The following is a 15,121-nucleotide window of genomic DNA, read 5'->3' on the forward strand; positions in this document are numbered from 1 at the left end:
CGCCTGTCGATATTTCGTAAGCCGACTGTAGTCAGGCGGCTTTGGCCAGCATGCTTGAAGCTGCATCGAGCGCCTGCGAAAGGTCCTGCCACAGGTCGTCGGCGTGTTCGATGCCGACCGACAAGCGCAACAGGCCCGGCGTAATCCCGGTGGCGGCACGAGTCGCCTCATCCAGTACGCGATGGGTCAGCCCGGCAGGATGCTGGATCAGGGTGTCCACCGAGCCCAGGCTGACCGCTGGTGTCATCAATCGGACTGATGCCATCACGCATGCTGCCGCGGCATGGCCGCCATGCAATTCGAATGCGATGAGGCAACCGGGGCCGCGCATCTGGGTTTTCACGAGATCACTATTGCGCACCGTGCCGAGGCCTGGATAGAACGCCTTGGCGACGGCAGGGTGGCGCGCAAGGCGTTCGGCGATGATCATGGCATTGGCCTGCGCGCGTTCGACCCGCAAGGCGAGCGTCGGCAGGCCGCGATGCAGCAGGTAGGCCCCGAGCGGATGCAGAAGGCCGCCGGTAGCGGCACGCACCTGACGCAGTGGCGCGGCATCGACCTCGCTGCAACACAGCACGCCGGCGATCACGTCGCCATGGCCGCCGAGGAATTTGGTTGCGCTGTGCAAGACATAGCGCGCGCCGAGCAGGGCAGGCTGCTGCAGCACCGGCGTGGCGAAGGTGGAATCGACCACCACCGGCACGTTGCCAGCGGCCGCGACGACTGCGCGGATATCGACCAGGTCCAGGGTCGGATTGGCCGGGGTTTCGATCACCACCAGCGCGGTGTCGCCGCGAATCTTCCCGGTGATTTCGTCGGCCTGCACGAACTCGGCGTCCAACCCGGTCAGGCCGCAGGCGAGCAGATGGTCGGAGGTGCCATACAGTGGCCGCACCACCAGCACATGGCGGCCACCCTGCAGGCGCATCGCGCCGAGTAGCGCGGTCAGTGCAGCCATGCCGGAACCATAGGCCACGCAGGCTTCGGTCCCTTCAAGATCGGCCAGTGCGCGTTCGACCCGTGCCACGGTCGGGTTGTGCAGGCGCGCATAGATCGGATTGGCCGCAGTGGCCTGGCCGGCTACCAGCGCATCGAAGCTGGCGGTGCCTATGTCGAGGTCGGCGACAGGATAGGTGGTCGACAGGTCAATCGGCGGTGCGTGTACACCCAGGCTGGCGAAATCCTCACGGCCGGCATGCACGGTACGGGTTTCGAAGGCGGTTGGCGTGGAGGTAGACATGACGCACCTGATTTTTCTGGATGCATGAATTATGAAACCTGCTGCGGTACATCATTTCATGTTCGAATAATATTTCGTTTATGCTCGATTTCATGGAACTAGACCGAATTGACTTCGAACTGTTGCGGCTGTTGCGGAAGAACGCGCGGATGGCCAACAAGGACCTCGCTGAATCTGCGGGAATCGCGCCATCGACTGCACTGGAACGGGTGCGCCGGCTACGCGAGGAAAATGTGCTCAAGGGCTTCCATGCCGAGGTCGCCGCGGAGGCCGTCGGTATCGGCCTGCAGGCCCTGGTCGCGGTACGCATGACCCGCCATTCGCGAAAATTGCTCGACAGTTTCCACGCCCATTTGCGTACGCTGCCTGAGGTGCTGGCCTTCTATCACGTGGCTGGTGCAGAGGATTTCCTGGTGCATGTCGGCGTGCGCGACAGCCAGCACATGCGCGACTTCACCCTGACCGCGTTCACAGAGCGGCCGGAGGTGGCGCATATCCAGACCCATCTGATTTTCGAATTCCAGCGTAATACCGAACTGGCCAACCTGTTGCAGCGTTAATCCCGGCGCGTCGCTGCTAACCCGTGGCGTCTTGCGAACGAACAGTGTTGCGCCCGTCGCGCTTGGCTTGGTACAGCGCGATGTCGGCATTGCGCATCAGCAGGTGTGCGTCGTTGCTGTCGGCAAGTGTTGCACTGGCCACGCCGGCGCTGATGGTGACGTGCATCGTGCGGCTTTCGCCGGGAACCGGGATGTCGCAACCGGCGACCGCGATGCGCATGCGTTCGGCAAGTGCGACGGCATCGGCGATGTCGGTGCCGGGTAGCAGGCAGGCGAATTCTTCGCCGCCATAACGGGCGACCAGGGCTTCGGCCGGTGCGCAATCCTTCATCATCCTGGCGACGCCGCGCAGGGCTTCGTCGCCGGCAGGATGGCCAAGGCTATCGTTGTAATCCTTGAAGTGGTCAACATCGACCAGGATCAATGCGGTTGGCGTGGCAGGCGTGGCCGCAGGCGGTGCTTCCAGTCGCTCCAGCAGGCGCCGGCGGTTGGCCAGACCGGTCAGTGCGTCATGATAAGACAGTTCCAGCAGGCGTGCGTTGGCGGCATCCAGTTCGGTTGTGCGCTCGGCGACACGTCGTTCCAGCACGCGCTGTTGTGCCTTCAGCGTGCGGGTGCGCCACTGGGTCCCGGCATAGCCAAGCAGCAGCAACGCCACCAAACCGGCGATGTAGGCAGGGGGGCGTTGCCACCAATGCGCATCGATGACGATCGGCACTTCCAGGGGGGCGCTCAGGTTGCCGGCGTGGTCGCGCGCTTCGATGCGTAACGTGTACCTGCCTGGCGGCAATGCGTTGAACGTGCGCGATGCCTGTTCAGACCATTCGCCGGGTGTGTCCTCATAGCCGATCAGCTGGGTGCGGAAGCGCGATTCGCCCTCGCGCGTCCATGACAGCAGGGCGAAATCGATTTCGAGCGTCTGTACATCGGCGCCGATGTGCATGCCGGGTCCGGCTACCGACTTGCCGCCGATGCGCAGTTCGGTGATCCGCAACGGCTTGGGTTGTCTGTCGCGTTTCTCGCGATGCGGATCGAAGACGGCAAGTCCACCCAGGGTGCCGGTCCAGAAGCGGTCGTGGGCATCGATGAATTGGGCATTGGTATTGCATTCGTCATGCACCATGCCGTCCCGCCGGGTGAAGATGCGGGACTGATAGCTACCGGGGTTTTGCAGACTGGGCGTCAGTTGCTGCACGCCATTGTTGGTGCAGATATAGATGCGTCCGGTGGAGTCGCTCAGCGCACCGTAGGCGGTTGGGTCGGCTGCTGCCGGCAAGCTGTCGTGCACGACCGCGGGATGCAGGGGGTCGCTGATGTCGACCCGAATGATGCCGGCGCTGGAGCTGCCGATCCACAGGATCGGGCGTCCGCCAGGATCGAGGATCAGGCGCATGCTGATCAGTTCGGCATCGGGCAGCCCAGCATCGCGGCCGAACAGCATCCACTGCCGTCCGTCGAAGCGGGCCAGTCCCTGGTTGGTGCTGGCCCAAATCCAGTTGCGTCCACTTGCATCGGTCTGTTGCTGGAAGCGGGTCACGCGCCATTGGCCGCTTGCCTGGGGTGAGTGGAATTCGGTCCAGCGACCCTTGCCCTGATCCTTGCGCCAGCGCCAGATACCGGACTGGCGAGTGCCGACCCAGCGTTCCTCGTGGCCGTCGACCTGGCGCACCAGGATGTCGAGCGGTGCTTCGCCGCTGCCAGCGGGCCATGGCGTGTCCTGCCGTTCGAACGAGACTCCGTCAATGCCATTCTCGCGCACGCGCAGCAGGTCGCCGCCGCGCAGGCCGACCCAATGCGTTCGGCTGCCATCTGCAGCATCGGTTGCCACCAGCATGCTGACGTTGGATGTGGGCAGCGCACCATTCGCAGTATTGAAATATTGCCAGCGACCCTGTTCGTACAGGGCCACACCATCTTCGCTGGCGCCGACCCAGAGGCGTTCGTCGCCCCGGCCATCGGGCTCCACCAGTACCCCGAACACACCGACCGAGCGCGAGCCCAACAACGAGGCAGTCACCCAAGGGCTGGCGCCCAGCACTGTTCGCGACACACCGGCTTCGGTGGCCAGCCAGACCACATCGTCGCCACTCGGGCTGCGCCATGCATAGGTTGCGCGGATCACGTCCGAAGGCAGGCCATGGCGGCGATCAAACGCTTGCACATGGTCGTCGTGCACGCGCAACAGGCCAGAGCGCGACGACACCCAGATATCGCGATCGCCGCGTGCCAATGGTCCGGGCAATGGTGTGGACGCGATGTCGTACAGCTCGTTGGTCGGCAGCGTGCCGTCTTCCTTCGACCAGCGTTGCAGGCCGTCTTCCCACAACCGCCACAAGCCGACCCCAAAGACCGATAGCCACAGTTCCTCGCGGCCATTGCGCTCGGTTGCCAGCAGGTACTCGACCTGGGCGGAATCGAGTCGGTCAGCATGCCATTGCCGCCAACCTTGGGTGCCCGTATCGCGATACCACAGGCCCTCGCTGCCGGTGCCGACCCACTGCCGAAGCGGGCCACCCAGCGTGCGCGTCTGTGCCATCGACAGGATCGAGCTGTGCGGCAGGCTGGCGTTATCCGGGTCGGCCTGCCAGCGGCCGGAGCGACGCAGCATCAGTCCGTGATCCCAGGTCAGTGCCCACAGCGTGCGTGCGCCGCTTGCATCCACGGTTTCGGTAAAACGACGGACCTGCTGTGAGGGCAGGCCGGATGCAAGGTTCTCGACGTGCCAGCGCTTGCCGTCGTAGTGGGCCAGTCCTTCATTGCGGAATGCGGCCCAGAGCGTGCCTTGCCAGTCCACCCACAGACTGTGGACCGAATGCGCCATCGCGGGATCATCGCTACCGACCCAGTGACGGCCGTCGTAACGGAACACGCCCACTGGCGATGCTGCCCAGACGAAGCCGTCGCGATCAGTGCAGATATCGACCGTGACAGCATCCGGCAAACCGTCGCGCGCGGAAAAATTGGTGAACGCCGGCGAGCCAAGACCCATCAGATCAAGCGGTTTGGGGGTTTCCCGTGGTTTCGATGCCGATTGCGACGCGGCGTCGCGCGCCCATGTCGGGTTGGCGACGCATAGCAACAGCACGAGGCAAAACGCCTTGATTCCTGACATGTACTGCAATTCCCCCTGCCTTGAAGTATGCAGCAGCAGGCGGGCAACAAGTTGGAATTCAGTGAGTACGAGCAGCCATCAACATGAACGGCATTCATGCCGGAAGTGAATGAAGGTCGGTTGCCTCAACCCTTCATTGTCGGTGGTGTGGCCACCATCGATGGATCACTCGGAAGGAGTGCCGTCCGATTCGCCCTTGGCGGCCTTCGCGGCTTCGCGCTCGGCGCGCTTCTTCGCGTCTTTTTCGTCCTGCTTCTTCTGCTTTGCCAGTTCGCGCTGGCGTTTTTCGAAGGAATAATTCGGCTTTGCCATCATTCAACCTGCTTGTTCGTGCTCTGGGTCTTCTATTGTAGGCCACGCAGCCTGCAGGGTTCCCAGGAGTGCCTGCAATGCGCCCGGAAATGCCTCTGGTGCACGCAATGCCCTGCGTGCAGAGCCAATGATCTTGCGGATCTCCACCGGGGCTTGTTGCTGTGCGATCAATGCATACGCAGGCTCGCGACAGGCCAGTGTTGTGTCGATCCAGTCGGCAGGTTGCGCGGGTTTGAAGCGACTCGTCGCCCAGCGCAATGCACGAAATGACGGGGCGACTTCGTCCAACCCCGTGAATGCAGCATCCAGGGTGTCGGGCGGTTGGGCAGGTGTGTCCGGGTCGAAGGCATCGGACAGTTGCGCCAATACATCGGCAATGCGTCGCCGCAATACGTCGGTGGAGCGGACCGGATACACGCACCATGCCGAGGCGACAGCAATAAGCGCACCGATCGCGATTTCCTCCAGGCGCAGCAGCATGGCTTGCGCGGAGACTCCCTCGAATCCCTGCAACAACGCCAAGGCCAGGGTCACGAACAACGCCCACCACGCGTAATTCAGCGGACGCAGCCAGATTCCGAGGAAGACCGCAGCCAGGATCAGCGCCACGGTGAGTTCGACGTGGCTGCCAAACTGAAGGCTGAAGACCAGTGCCGCCAAGGTTCCGGCGCCTGCGCCCAGTACGCGCAACACGCTTTTATAGGCGACATCGAGCCGACCGCGGTTGCCGCTGCTGACGATGAATGCAGTGAGTACGATCCATGCCCAGCGCTGCGGGAAAACCAGGAAGCCGACCGCGAATGCGGCCGCGATCGCGACTGCCATCTGCAGAGCCAGGCGCGTAGTGGGATTCGGCCGCAGCGTGCTCTCACGCACAATGGCCGGCAGGCCGGTATGCGTCGCCGCCTGTTGCCGCGGCAATACCTGCAGCCAGCGCGCCAGGGCCTGCGTGGTCGCCACCCAGACACAGCAAGCAACGCGACGGCAACCGGCAGCATGGCCGACATCAACGGACTTGCATGTATGCCGGTGACATGCGGCGTGGTCAGGATCACCACCAGCGGCAATGTGATCAACGCGCCAGCACGACGGGTCATCGGGCCGAACTGGCGCAGCCAGATCGAGATGAACATGCCCAGCACGAATACCAGTGCGCCGATCCAGCGCAGGTGTAGCAACAGTATCCCAACCCCGACCGCCACCAGCCCCACCACGGGCAGTGCAATGGCAGCCTCAAGCCGGCCACGCAGGTCGCGATCCAGGTGACTTCGCGAGAACGACAGGCACAGCACCACCGCGAGTACGCCAAGACCAGGTTGCGGATTGATCGCCATCGCGCAGGCCAGCGTTGCCAGGAGGGCCGTCATGGTGACGGTGGCATCGCGCAATGCGTGGCCGCCTGCACGTTCCAGGAAGAACATCAACGCAGATCCATCAAGCGCGGTTCCGCAGCAGCTCCGCCATCGGCACGGCGCGCGCATACAGCCAGCCCTGGCCATATCCAACGCCGTACTCAAGCAGGAACTGCGCCTGCGCCTCGGTTTCGATACCTTCGCCGATCACGGTCAGACCGAGCGATTCGGCCATGTGGATGATGTGCAGCGCGACCTCGCTGGTCGGTGCATCGGTACCGATGGCTTCTATGAAGACCTTGTCGATCTTCAGGCAATCGGTCTTCAGCTTGGCCAGGTGCGAGAGGTTGGAAAACCCCGTGTCGAAATCGTCGATGGCCACCCTGATGCCCAACGCACGGATGGCCTTGACAGCCTGGCTTGCGCGTTCTGCGTCGAGGAAGGAATGCTCGGTCATTTCGACCATCAGGCTGGCAGCTGAAATGCCGGGCACTGCAAGCAGGCGCCTGAGTGATTCGGCGATTGCTGGAGAACTACCAGGTAATGGCCGTCGAAGAATGTGACCCGGTTACCCTTGTCCAGGTGTTTGGTCCATGCCGGGTCGAAGATTCCGCGTACCGCGAGTGGAATGCCACTCGCCCTGCCAAACAGGCCCAGGGAGATGTCTGGCTTGTCGGTGAAGATATCCAGGATGGTGCTGGCACGGATGGCAGCTGCATAGTGGCTCAGTTCAAATACCAGGAAGAGACGATCCTTGCCCAAGCCCAAGTCCACCGATGGGCGCACACGTGTGCCCAGGCTGCTGACATAGGTGACGGGCCCCAGTGGCAGGCCTTCGCCATAGCGTCCGAATGACGAACATTGCAGGCGTTCATCGCGAACGTAGCCCACCGCCTGCAGGAAATTCGACCTCATGCCGATGTCGCGCATGAGCACGAGGCCTTCGTCCGAACACGGGTCAGTCAGGTGCGCCTCGTCCAGTTGGCGATAGGCATCGACCGCTTCGGCGCCCATGGCGTCGGCGCGGCGCAGCAGTTCTAGTGTCATCGCCGATGCTGCCGCCGATTCCTCGGCGACACTCTGGCGATGGGCCAGGTACAACGCAGCCGAGATCGTGGACAGGATTGCCAGTAATCCTGCCGCAAGTGTGACCCAGGTGGCGATGCGTTTGCGCATGCACTCAACGTTCCCGGCCCATGGCGTCGGGCCCCTCGTGGCGATCATGCATCAAGCCGTACCGGCTTGTCCGCCCCCGGATGGGTTAGGCCAACAGCCGCTAGGCAAGGCGATCCGTGGCGGGAGGCTACTTCTTCGCCAACGCGCTTAACGCGTCCAGGGTTTCCTTGACGTGCTGGTTCGGACTCATTGCCGAGTAGGCATGCGCGACCGTTCCATCCTGGGCAATAACATAGGAGGTTCGGTCCGACCAGCCTGGCTTGAGCTTAAGCAGCGCGTCGTATTGCTTGGCAATCTTGGCGCCGCTGTCGGCCGCTACCGCGAACTTGCCACCGCAATGTTCGGTTTCCTTCGAGAAGTCCGCCAGTTCATCGAGGTTACCCGCGGTGACCCCGATTACCGTGGCGTGCTGCGCCTTGAACTTGTCGATGGCCTCGGAAAACAGATGGGCTTCGACGTTGCAGCCGGAGGTATGCGCCGCCGGGAAAAAGTAGACCACGACCGGACCTTTCTTCAGCGCGTCGGTGAGGTTGAAGGTGAAGGGTTGTCCGGCGAGATAGGCAGGTGCGCTGAAGTCCGGCGCCTTTGCCCCCACTTTCAGTGCGGCAATGGCGGTGGATGCGAAGGCGAGGGTGCCGATCAGGCCGAGGGTGGCCAGGTTGCGGGTCAGGCTCATTGGGGCTACTCCGATGGAAGGAGTTCGTTATACAACCGATCCCGTTGCGGCGGCGAGGCTGCTCCGCTGGTAACGCAGGATGTTGCCGCGTCCGAGTCCGGCATCGTCGTCGTCCATCGCGCAGCGCTCCTGGGTCATTTCAAATCCCTGCATCGCCAGCATGCGGGTGAACGGTGCGCTGTTGCCGCGGCCGGGATCGGTTACGACCACTTGGGCGGATGGGAGCGCGTGGCGTTCGACCACGCTTGCCAGCAGGGATGCGTGGTCGCGTTCGTACAGCACGTCGCTGGCCACGATCATGTCGAATTCGCCCAATGTCGGCAGCGGGCGGTTCCAGTGCATCTGCCGGAAGTGCACGGCAGGCAATTGGTTCAGCGCGGCGTTGTAGGCCAGGAACGGTTCGGCCAGCGGATGCAGGTCGGAAGCGACGATATCTGCGCCGCGTCGCTGCAACACCAGGCTGGCCAAGCCAATGCCACAGCCAAGTTCGAGGATGCGCTTGCCCTGGATGTCGATATGCAGCATTGCCTGTGCCAACAGGCGCCCGGCTGGCCACAGCTGGCCGAACAGGCTCCATTGCGCGGACGAAATGCCCATCTGCTTGCCATGTCCGTCCGGATCGGCGAACTGTTGACGGTCGCTGAGTACGCGCAGCGTGTAGGGGTGTCCACCGACGTGGACAGTGATAACGCGGGTGTCGTAACCGGGCACGGCGCTTCCTGGGGAGCGTCGCCCGCGAACGGGCGATGACGCATGAAGGTAAGCGAGGCGGGCGACAGGTGCGGTCACGCGAGACGCGCGGCGCCGGTAGGTTGCTGGCGTAGTGCTGGCCCGCACTTTAACCCAGTGGCAACACGCCGCCCGTGAATCCGGTTGCGGAAATTTCCCGAAATAATATTTTTTTATTCAACCCCCGGCTTGCGGCAAGCGTGCGACCAGTCTGTCGGCATGCCTGTGCATCAACGTAGCGGTAATGTTGAGGCTGAAATACAGGAAGCCTGGAAAACCAATCCACCAGCCGCTTCGCGGGGTTGCGGGGATCAGCAGGGCGGAGATGATGGAGATCACGGCGACCACCGTGGCCAGCAGCCAGTTCAACCCATCGATGCGGGTGTGGATGCGTTCTGCCTCACTCAGTCGCAATGCATCGCGTTGCCGCCAAGCGTGCAGGTAGAGCCAACACATCACCAAGCTCAAAGAACCAAATGCGAATCCGAATACGATGAACAGCGCCGGGATGTCGATAATCACAGGGCTGAAGGTCGCCGGCAGATAGCCACGGCTCAGCGAATTGCATAGCACCTCGAACACCATCCGCATCGGATACACGAAGATCAGCACCAGGAACACCAGCAACAGGCTGAGCCGGTTGGTCAGCACGTCATCCAGTCCATAGCGCTTGGTCCACCTGACGTGTCCGCTCCAGAACTTCAGGATCAGCATGAAACTGAGGGCAGATGCTGGCAACCCCTTCATCGCCTCGACCAGTGCATGCACGCTGGAGGGAATCTGGTCGCCGGCGATCAGCAGCAAGGTCAGTGCGAACGCGAATGCGGCATCCACGAAGGCCTCGACGCGCGTGGTGCTTTCGCCACGATCCAGCAGTGCAGGCTTTGCGGACTTCGTGGCTATGGGGTTCTGTGCAGGATGCAATGACATGGGCGTGCACGATAGGGAAGGCGTGCATGGTACGTGCGAAGGCTTGCCTTTTCAGGATGCTGGTTGTTTGCGCATCGCCTATTGTCCTGCAGGCAAGAATGACCGGTTCCAGTCGCATTTGCGTGCTGTGTTCACGAAGCGCGCCGCATGACGTCGGTCGAGTCAGGTAAAAGCGCGCATACTCGAATGCCCGACATGAGTATGCGGATGAATTCCCAGATCGAGTTGTTCAAGTTCACGTTGGGCAACGACCAGAGCATCAGCCCTACTGCGTTGCAGGCCTTGTGGGCACGTGCCTGCCAGACCTCGAAAGTTGCGGTCAGCCGGCATGTTCCGGGTGGGCTTGGTGCAGTTGATCGGCCGATCTACTCGTTGTATGGACCTCAGCAGATCCATGATCTGCCGCAAGTGGAACGACGCCTGCGCCAGTTTCTCGAAGATGCCAGCCTGCGGGTCTCGCTGATTGCGTTGCATTCCTGACCGCCGCACGCCGCATATAGTTGCGGCGTGCGAGCAACACAGGAATCCGATTCAACGATTTCGTTCTATGGACTCAACGACCACTGGTTCACCGGCGGCTAGGTGCTGGCACGGCCAGGCCATGTTGCACGGCATCCTGGATGACGTTGCGCACCTCGCGATCCGCGATGTTTGCTTCCCGTTCGATCTGCCCACCCAACGTTTCCATGTCATTGCCGATGGCCTCAATCGGTTGCGCGGCGGCCTGCATTTCCTCGCCAATTGCTTCCATCGGTGCATGCATGCGTTCAAGCTCGCGACTCGCTGCGTCAATTAACCGTGCTTGCTGGTCCATCTGCTTCGCCAGCCCATCCTGTTCGAGGTTCAGCGCATCCATCTTGCGTGAAAGTTCATCGCGTTGTGCATCGTTGCCATTGGGCATCTGCCGGGCCAGAACCTGTTGCCGCTGGACCAGTGACTCCATCTGTCGGCTGAAGGCTTGAATCTGCAGCTGCGACTCATGCATGGCCGCGGGTTCTACCGCCTTCTTCTGTGCATGTTCCATGCGTTTCTGCAGGGCTTCCATCTTTTTCTGGTGCGGCTGCATCCGCGCGGTGAGCACATCCATTCGTGCACTGAGTGCATCGGTTGCCTGCCAGGACTTTTCCACGCGCGCCAGTACGGCGGCGTCGCGAATCACGAAGGCCTTGCCATCGCGCCGCAGCCAGATGAAGTCGGCATCGATGCTGCGCCGTGCGAGGCGTATGGCATCGGCATCATCATTCGTTCCGCTCATTGAAAAACCTTCGCGTCCCTTGCGGACCAAGGCATAGCTGCCTTCCCTGGGATTCTCATGCATGGCAAGCGTGTCCTGCCTATGCCGCATGGGTGGTGGAGGTGGGGGAAGTGCGGGCGGCGCCGACATTGCTGGAGGTGGCGGCGGTGCGGGTGGCGCGGGCGGCGCGGGCGGTGGTGGAGGCGAAGGTAACGATGTCGCAGAAGTCGCTTCCATGTTCGCCTGTGGCGTCACTGGCCTTGTCGCAGGACGCGCTTGCACTTCGGGTGTCGCTTCCGCGTGCGCGCGAGTATTGTTTTGAGGCTGGTAACCGGCGTGAGCGTAAAACGCCATCCCTGCAGCGAGGAGTCCAAGCAGGGGGAATGTGAGGGTAGAGCCAATACTGCGGCGCTGCGGGCGAAGCAATTGCTGGATGCGGGACATCAGGTGGCCTCCATGCGCGGCTTGCGCAAGTTGGGAATGCGGGAAGGGCGAGCGCGTGCAGGAGACGCGATCGAGTTCGGACAGGGCAATCGCAAGGCGGCGGCGTTCGCCCAGGACATCTGCGGCGAGGTCGTCGGCGACCAGTTCGCGTTCGACGCGGATGCGGTGCGACAACCACCACACCACGGGGTGGTAGAACAGCATCGCTTCCACTGCGGACTGCAGCAGGTTGACCAGGTAGTCGTGACGACGAATGTGGGCAAGCTCGTGGGCGATCAGGGCTTCCAGCAGATCAGCAGGAAGCCGCGCCACGACCGCAGCTGGCAGCAATACGACAGGGCGCCACCAGCCGGCCGAGACCGGGCTGTCGCCGGTTTCGACGATGCGCAGGCTGATCGTGCGAGGGATGCCGAATTTCTTCGCCAGGCGATCCACGCAGGCCTGCCATTGCTGGCCTGCATCTGAAATCGAATCGCCGCACAGGCGGCGCACCCACAGCACGCCCAGCGTCATGCGCAGCGACAACAGGCCCGCGCCTGCAGCCCAGAACGCCACGATCCATGCGAGGCCATTGCCCGATGTTGTTTGCAGCATGCCGGCATCGAACATGAGCGAGGCGGGCGTGACTGCGAAGGGGGCTGTTGCGGATCCGGGTGATGCAGAAATTGATGACAACGCCAGCCCACTGCCGCGCAGGCCAAGCATCAGGTCGATGACTGGAAGCAATGCACAGGCCAGCAGGGCAAGGCAGGCGACGGCATAGCGCGCCTGCGGCCGGGCGTTGCGCAACAGCAACAGCCCCAGCCAGGCCAGCAGGCCGGCCAGCGCGCCTTGCCAGAGGAAATGCAACAGGGCCAGTGCCAGCGCCGTAACCAGCATAGTGGGCAGGTCAGTCATCGCGGGTCTCCTCGAGGAATCGCTGGATCTCGGCACGTTCGTCGTCGCTGACGCGCTGGCTGCGCAGCGCCGCCATCACCAGGTCGCGGCCGGAGCCGGCAAATGCCTTGTGGATCAGGTCATCCATCAGTCGCGTCTGCAGCGTCTTCTGCGGTTGCGCAGCGGCATATACGTGCGAGCGCTGGCTTTCATCGCGCTTGAGCAGGCCCTTGCCATGCATGATCTGCATCAGTCGCAGCACGCTGGCATGAGGCAGGTCGGGGCGTTCGGATTGCTTGGCTTCATGCACCTGCTTGACCGAGGCCGGCCCTAACTGCCAGAGCGTGCGCAGCAGGTCGAGTTCGGCGGGCGTGGGCTTTGGAAGGCGCTTGCTATTGGTCATTACATTGGGGTCTGGCTGGAGCGTGGAAGCAACTCTAATTGGTGTAGAACACTTTGTCTAGATAAAAATGTCTAGATGCAATTCGTGCATGTTGCGGATCGGAAACGGCATGGCAGGATGGCGACAAGCCATCACCGGATTGAAACAGAAGCGCTATTACCCGCATGAGTCGACCGGTATCGCCTGCGGCATGCTGATCGCAGCGCTGCACCTGGCGGGTCTGGCTACACTGACGCATACGCCCAGCCCGATGGCCTTCCTCAACGACATCCTTGGTCGTCCGAAAAACGAAATGCCCTATCTGCTATTGGTGGTTGGGCATCCTGCCGAAGATTGCTGGGTGCCTGCCATCGAACGCCTGCGCCTGGCCGACTATGCAAGCTTCATCTGAGCGATATCAATGCTGGTTACCTGATCGGCCCCGTAAGCAACAACGTCCGATCAGTCCAGCTTGACCAGCTCGACCCTTCGATTCAGCGCGCGTCCGATTTCAGTGGTGTTATCGGCCACGGGTTCGTCCGGGCCGAATCCCTGTGACTTCAGGCGCGTGGCATCGATGCCCTTGCCGACCAGTGCCGCGACCACGGCTGCCGCGCGTTCGCCGCACAAGGTCCGGTTGTGTTCGGTGCTACCGGTGCTGTCGGTATGACCGTCGATCGACGATCGCAGTGACGGGTTGGCAAGTAGCAACGCGCTGATCTCGTCGAGGACGGCGGTGGCATCCGGGCGCAGGGTAGCTTTGTCGACATCGAAATTGACCTGCAGGGCCACGTGGCCATTCGCGTCCAGGGCAAGCGCGGTGTTCGCGTTCATGCGGCTTCCCACGGGAATCAGCACGGATACCTGAAATATATGCAGAAGGCGTGGATTCGTGGCCACCGGTCAGGCTGGGCGGGGCCTGCATATGGGTCATGCGTGAACTGGTGTGCGCAGCCGCGTTGTCTCGCGGCTGGCAATGCGATTGCGCCCAGCCGCCTTGGCCCGGTACAGCGCGTGGTCCGCTGCTTCGAGCCATGCACGCAGGCTGTGATCACCGCAGATGGGCTCGGCGATGCCGATGCTGACCGAACAGCGCAGTGGTGGAATCCGCGCAAATTGCAGTGCTTCCACCCGGGCAAGGATAGTGCTTGCGATCTGCCTCGCCGACTGTTCATCGACGGGAACCGCGACCGCGAATTCATCGCCGCCGATGCGCCCGGCATGGCTGCCAGGCGGCAGCGCCGCTTCGATGGCGATGGCAATCGCGCGCAGCACGTCATCGCCCATGGCATGGCCATGGTGGTCGTTGATCTGCTTGAATCGGTCCACGTCGATCAGCAGCATGCTGGCTTGTGCGGTGCCAGCCAAGTGGCTGGCCAACAGCAGGCTGACCTGTTCCTGCCAGTGCCCGCGGCTTTCAAGTCCAGTCAATGTGTCCACGCGGCTGAGTTCGTCCAGACGCATGTTCTGGGACTGCACTTTGCGGATCAACTGGTAACTGCTCAAGCTGACCGCCAGTGTATGGATGATCAGGATCGGCAGGCTTGCCAGCAGAACCGTGGTGCTGGTCGCTGGCTGCATCGAAAATCCAGTCAGGATCCCCACGGCGAGCATGCCAATCAACATCCCGGGCAGCGAGCGCAACCACAGGCCGCGCACGCCGGTATTGATCTTGTCGGCGCTGACCACGGTCAACAGCACCACCGAGGGCAGCAGGTTGAAGTGCATCAATGACACCAGGCTGCCGGCAAGCGCGGAATCGATGGTCAGGTTGCGAAGCTCGGCGTGGAACGGATCGGCGTTGCGGGATGCCAGCTGGTAGGCCAGGTGTGGCCACAGCAGGCAACAAAAGGCGGCCCAGGTCCAAGCTGGCCACGATGCGTCCAGTTCGATGAGCACCGCGGAAATCGGCAAGAATCCCAGGCCCATTCCCAGGGTGCGGAATCGATAGACCCGCTTTGGGAGTGTTTGCAGGTGGATCGGGCTGGCCGGGGTTGTTTCCGTGGCAGCCGCTCGTATGCTCATGTGACCGAACCCTGTGGATGGTTGTGGCGCTGATGGCATGCGCCCGGGCAGCTGACTTCGTGCAATTGCCTGC

17 protein-coding genes are annotated in these 15,121 nt (G+C 62.4%); 4 read left to right on the plus strand and 13 right to left on the minus strand.

Features of this window, described 5'->3' with window-relative positions:
* Positions 1 to 31: 31 nt before the first annotated feature.
* Positions 32 to 1,240, minus strand: coding sequence for a PLP-dependent aspartate aminotransferase family protein (locus PSV05_RS07980; protein WP_300063890.1), 1,209 nt, complete (start codon positions 1,238 to 1,240; stop codon positions 32 to 34).
* A 92-nt stretch (positions 1,241 to 1,332) separates the two neighbouring features.
* Between PSV05_RS07980 and PSV05_RS07985 the strand changes: the two genes are divergently transcribed.
* The gene (locus PSV05_RS07985) at positions 1,333 to 1,800 is read left to right on the plus strand and encodes an Lrp/AsnC family transcriptional regulator (protein ID WP_300063892.1); all 468 of its coding nucleotides are present in this window, start codon (positions 1,333 to 1,335) and stop codon (positions 1,798 to 1,800) included.
* A 16-nt stretch (positions 1,801 to 1,816) separates the two neighbouring features.
* Here the strand turns inward: PSV05_RS07985 and PSV05_RS07990 are convergent, their stop codons facing one another.
* From PSV05_RS07990 to PSV05_RS08025, 8 genes are all read right to left on the minus strand, one after another.
* Entirely contained in the window at positions 1,817 to 4,912 is a 3,096-nt protein-coding gene (locus PSV05_RS07990; protein ID WP_300063894.1) for a diguanylate cyclase, read from the minus strand.
* Positions 4,913 to 5,077: 165 nt separating this feature from the next.
* The gene (locus PSV05_RS07995; RefSeq protein WP_300063896.1) at positions 5,078 to 5,224 is read right to left on the minus strand and encodes a hypothetical protein; all 147 of its coding nucleotides are present in this window, start codon (positions 5,222 to 5,224) and stop codon (positions 5,078 to 5,080) included.
* A gap of 3 nt (positions 5,225 to 5,227) precedes the next feature.
* A complete protein-coding gene (locus PSV05_RS08000; RefSeq protein ID WP_300063898.1) occupies positions 5,228 to 6,184 on the minus strand; it encodes an FUSC family protein in 957 nt (318 codons plus the stop codon).
* Between the two features lie 474 nt (positions 6,185 to 6,658).
* Positions 6,659 to 7,069 carry an EAL domain-containing protein gene (locus PSV05_RS08005; RefSeq protein WP_300063900.1) on the minus strand — a complete coding sequence of 137 codons (411 nt, stop codon included), beginning with the start codon at positions 7,067 to 7,069 and terminating at the stop codon, positions 6,659 to 6,661.
* On the minus strand, positions 7,042 to 7,752 hold the full coding sequence (locus PSV05_RS08010; RefSeq protein ID WP_300063902.1) for a CSS-motif domain-containing protein: 711 nt from the start codon (positions 7,750 to 7,752) through the stop codon (positions 7,042 to 7,044). Before PSV05_RS08010 ends, PSV05_RS08005 begins: the two co-directional genes overlap by 28 nt.
* A gap of 127 nt (positions 7,753 to 7,879) precedes the next feature.
* Positions 7,880 to 8,428, minus strand: a complete 549-nt coding sequence (locus tag PSV05_RS08015; protein WP_300063904.1) for a peroxiredoxin — start codon at positions 8,426 to 8,428, stop codon at positions 7,880 to 7,882.
* A 27-nt stretch (positions 8,429 to 8,455) separates the two neighbouring features.
* Complete coding sequence (locus PSV05_RS08020; RefSeq protein WP_300063906.1) at positions 8,456 to 9,139, minus strand: methyltransferase domain-containing protein; 684 nt, start codon at positions 9,137 to 9,139, stop codon at positions 8,456 to 8,458.
* Positions 9,140 to 9,334: 195 nt separating this feature from the next.
* Positions 9,335 to 10,087: a TMEM175 family protein gene (locus tag PSV05_RS08025; RefSeq protein WP_300063908.1), complete on the minus strand. Its 753-nt coding sequence runs from the start codon at positions 10,085 to 10,087 to the stop codon at positions 9,335 to 9,337.
* Between PSV05_RS08025 and PSV05_RS08030 the strand changes: the two genes are divergently transcribed.
* Positions 10,086 to 10,238: a hypothetical protein gene (locus tag PSV05_RS08030; RefSeq protein WP_300063910.1), complete on the plus strand. Its 153-nt coding sequence runs from the start codon at positions 10,086 to 10,088 to the stop codon at positions 10,236 to 10,238. The genes PSV05_RS08025 and PSV05_RS08030 overlap by 2 nt on opposite strands.
* 56 nt (positions 10,239 to 10,294) lie before the next feature.
* On the plus strand, positions 10,295 to 10,567 hold the full coding sequence (locus PSV05_RS08035; protein WP_300063912.1) for a hypothetical protein: 273 nt from the start codon (positions 10,295 to 10,297) through the stop codon (positions 10,565 to 10,567).
* Positions 10,568 to 10,655: 88 nt separating this feature from the next.
* Here PSV05_RS08035 and PSV05_RS08040 read toward each other — a convergent pair whose 3' ends face one another.
* Together PSV05_RS08040 and PSV05_RS08045 are read right to left on the minus strand one after the other, a co-directional pair.
* Positions 10,656 to 12,662 carry a M56 family metallopeptidase gene (locus PSV05_RS08040; protein ID WP_300063914.1) on the minus strand — a complete coding sequence of 669 codons (2,007 nt, stop codon included), beginning with the start codon at positions 12,660 to 12,662 and terminating at the stop codon, positions 10,656 to 10,658.
* Positions 12,655 to 13,044 (minus strand): BlaI/MecI/CopY family transcriptional regulator, encoded by a 390-nt coding sequence (locus tag PSV05_RS08045; protein ID WP_300063916.1) that lies wholly within the window; start codon positions 13,042 to 13,044, stop codon positions 12,655 to 12,657. Before PSV05_RS08045 ends, PSV05_RS08040 begins: the two co-directional genes overlap by 8 nt.
* Positions 13,045 to 13,132: 88 nt before the next feature.
* Here PSV05_RS08045 and PSV05_RS08050 point away from each other — a divergent pair, with 88 nt between their 5' ends.
* Entirely contained in the window at positions 13,133 to 13,435 is a 303-nt protein-coding gene (locus PSV05_RS08050; RefSeq protein ID WP_300063918.1) for a hypothetical protein, read from the plus strand.
* A gap of 50 nt (positions 13,436 to 13,485) precedes the next feature.
* Here the strand turns inward: PSV05_RS08050 and PSV05_RS08055 are convergent, their stop codons facing one another.
* Positions 13,486 to 13,857, minus strand: coding sequence for an OmpA family protein (locus tag PSV05_RS08055; RefSeq protein ID WP_300063920.1), 372 nt, complete (start codon positions 13,855 to 13,857; stop codon positions 13,486 to 13,488).
* Positions 13,858 to 13,953: 96 nt separating this feature from the next.
* On the minus strand, positions 13,954 to 15,048 hold the full coding sequence (locus tag PSV05_RS08060; RefSeq protein ID WP_300063922.1) for a diguanylate cyclase: 1,095 nt from the start codon (positions 15,046 to 15,048) through the stop codon (positions 13,954 to 13,956).
* Between the last annotated feature and the right edge of the window lie 73 nt (positions 15,049 to 15,121).

The organism is Thermomonas sp., from assembly GCF_029945965.1.
Classification (GTDB): Bacteria; Pseudomonadota; Gammaproteobacteria; order Xanthomonadales; family Xanthomonadaceae; genus Thermomonas.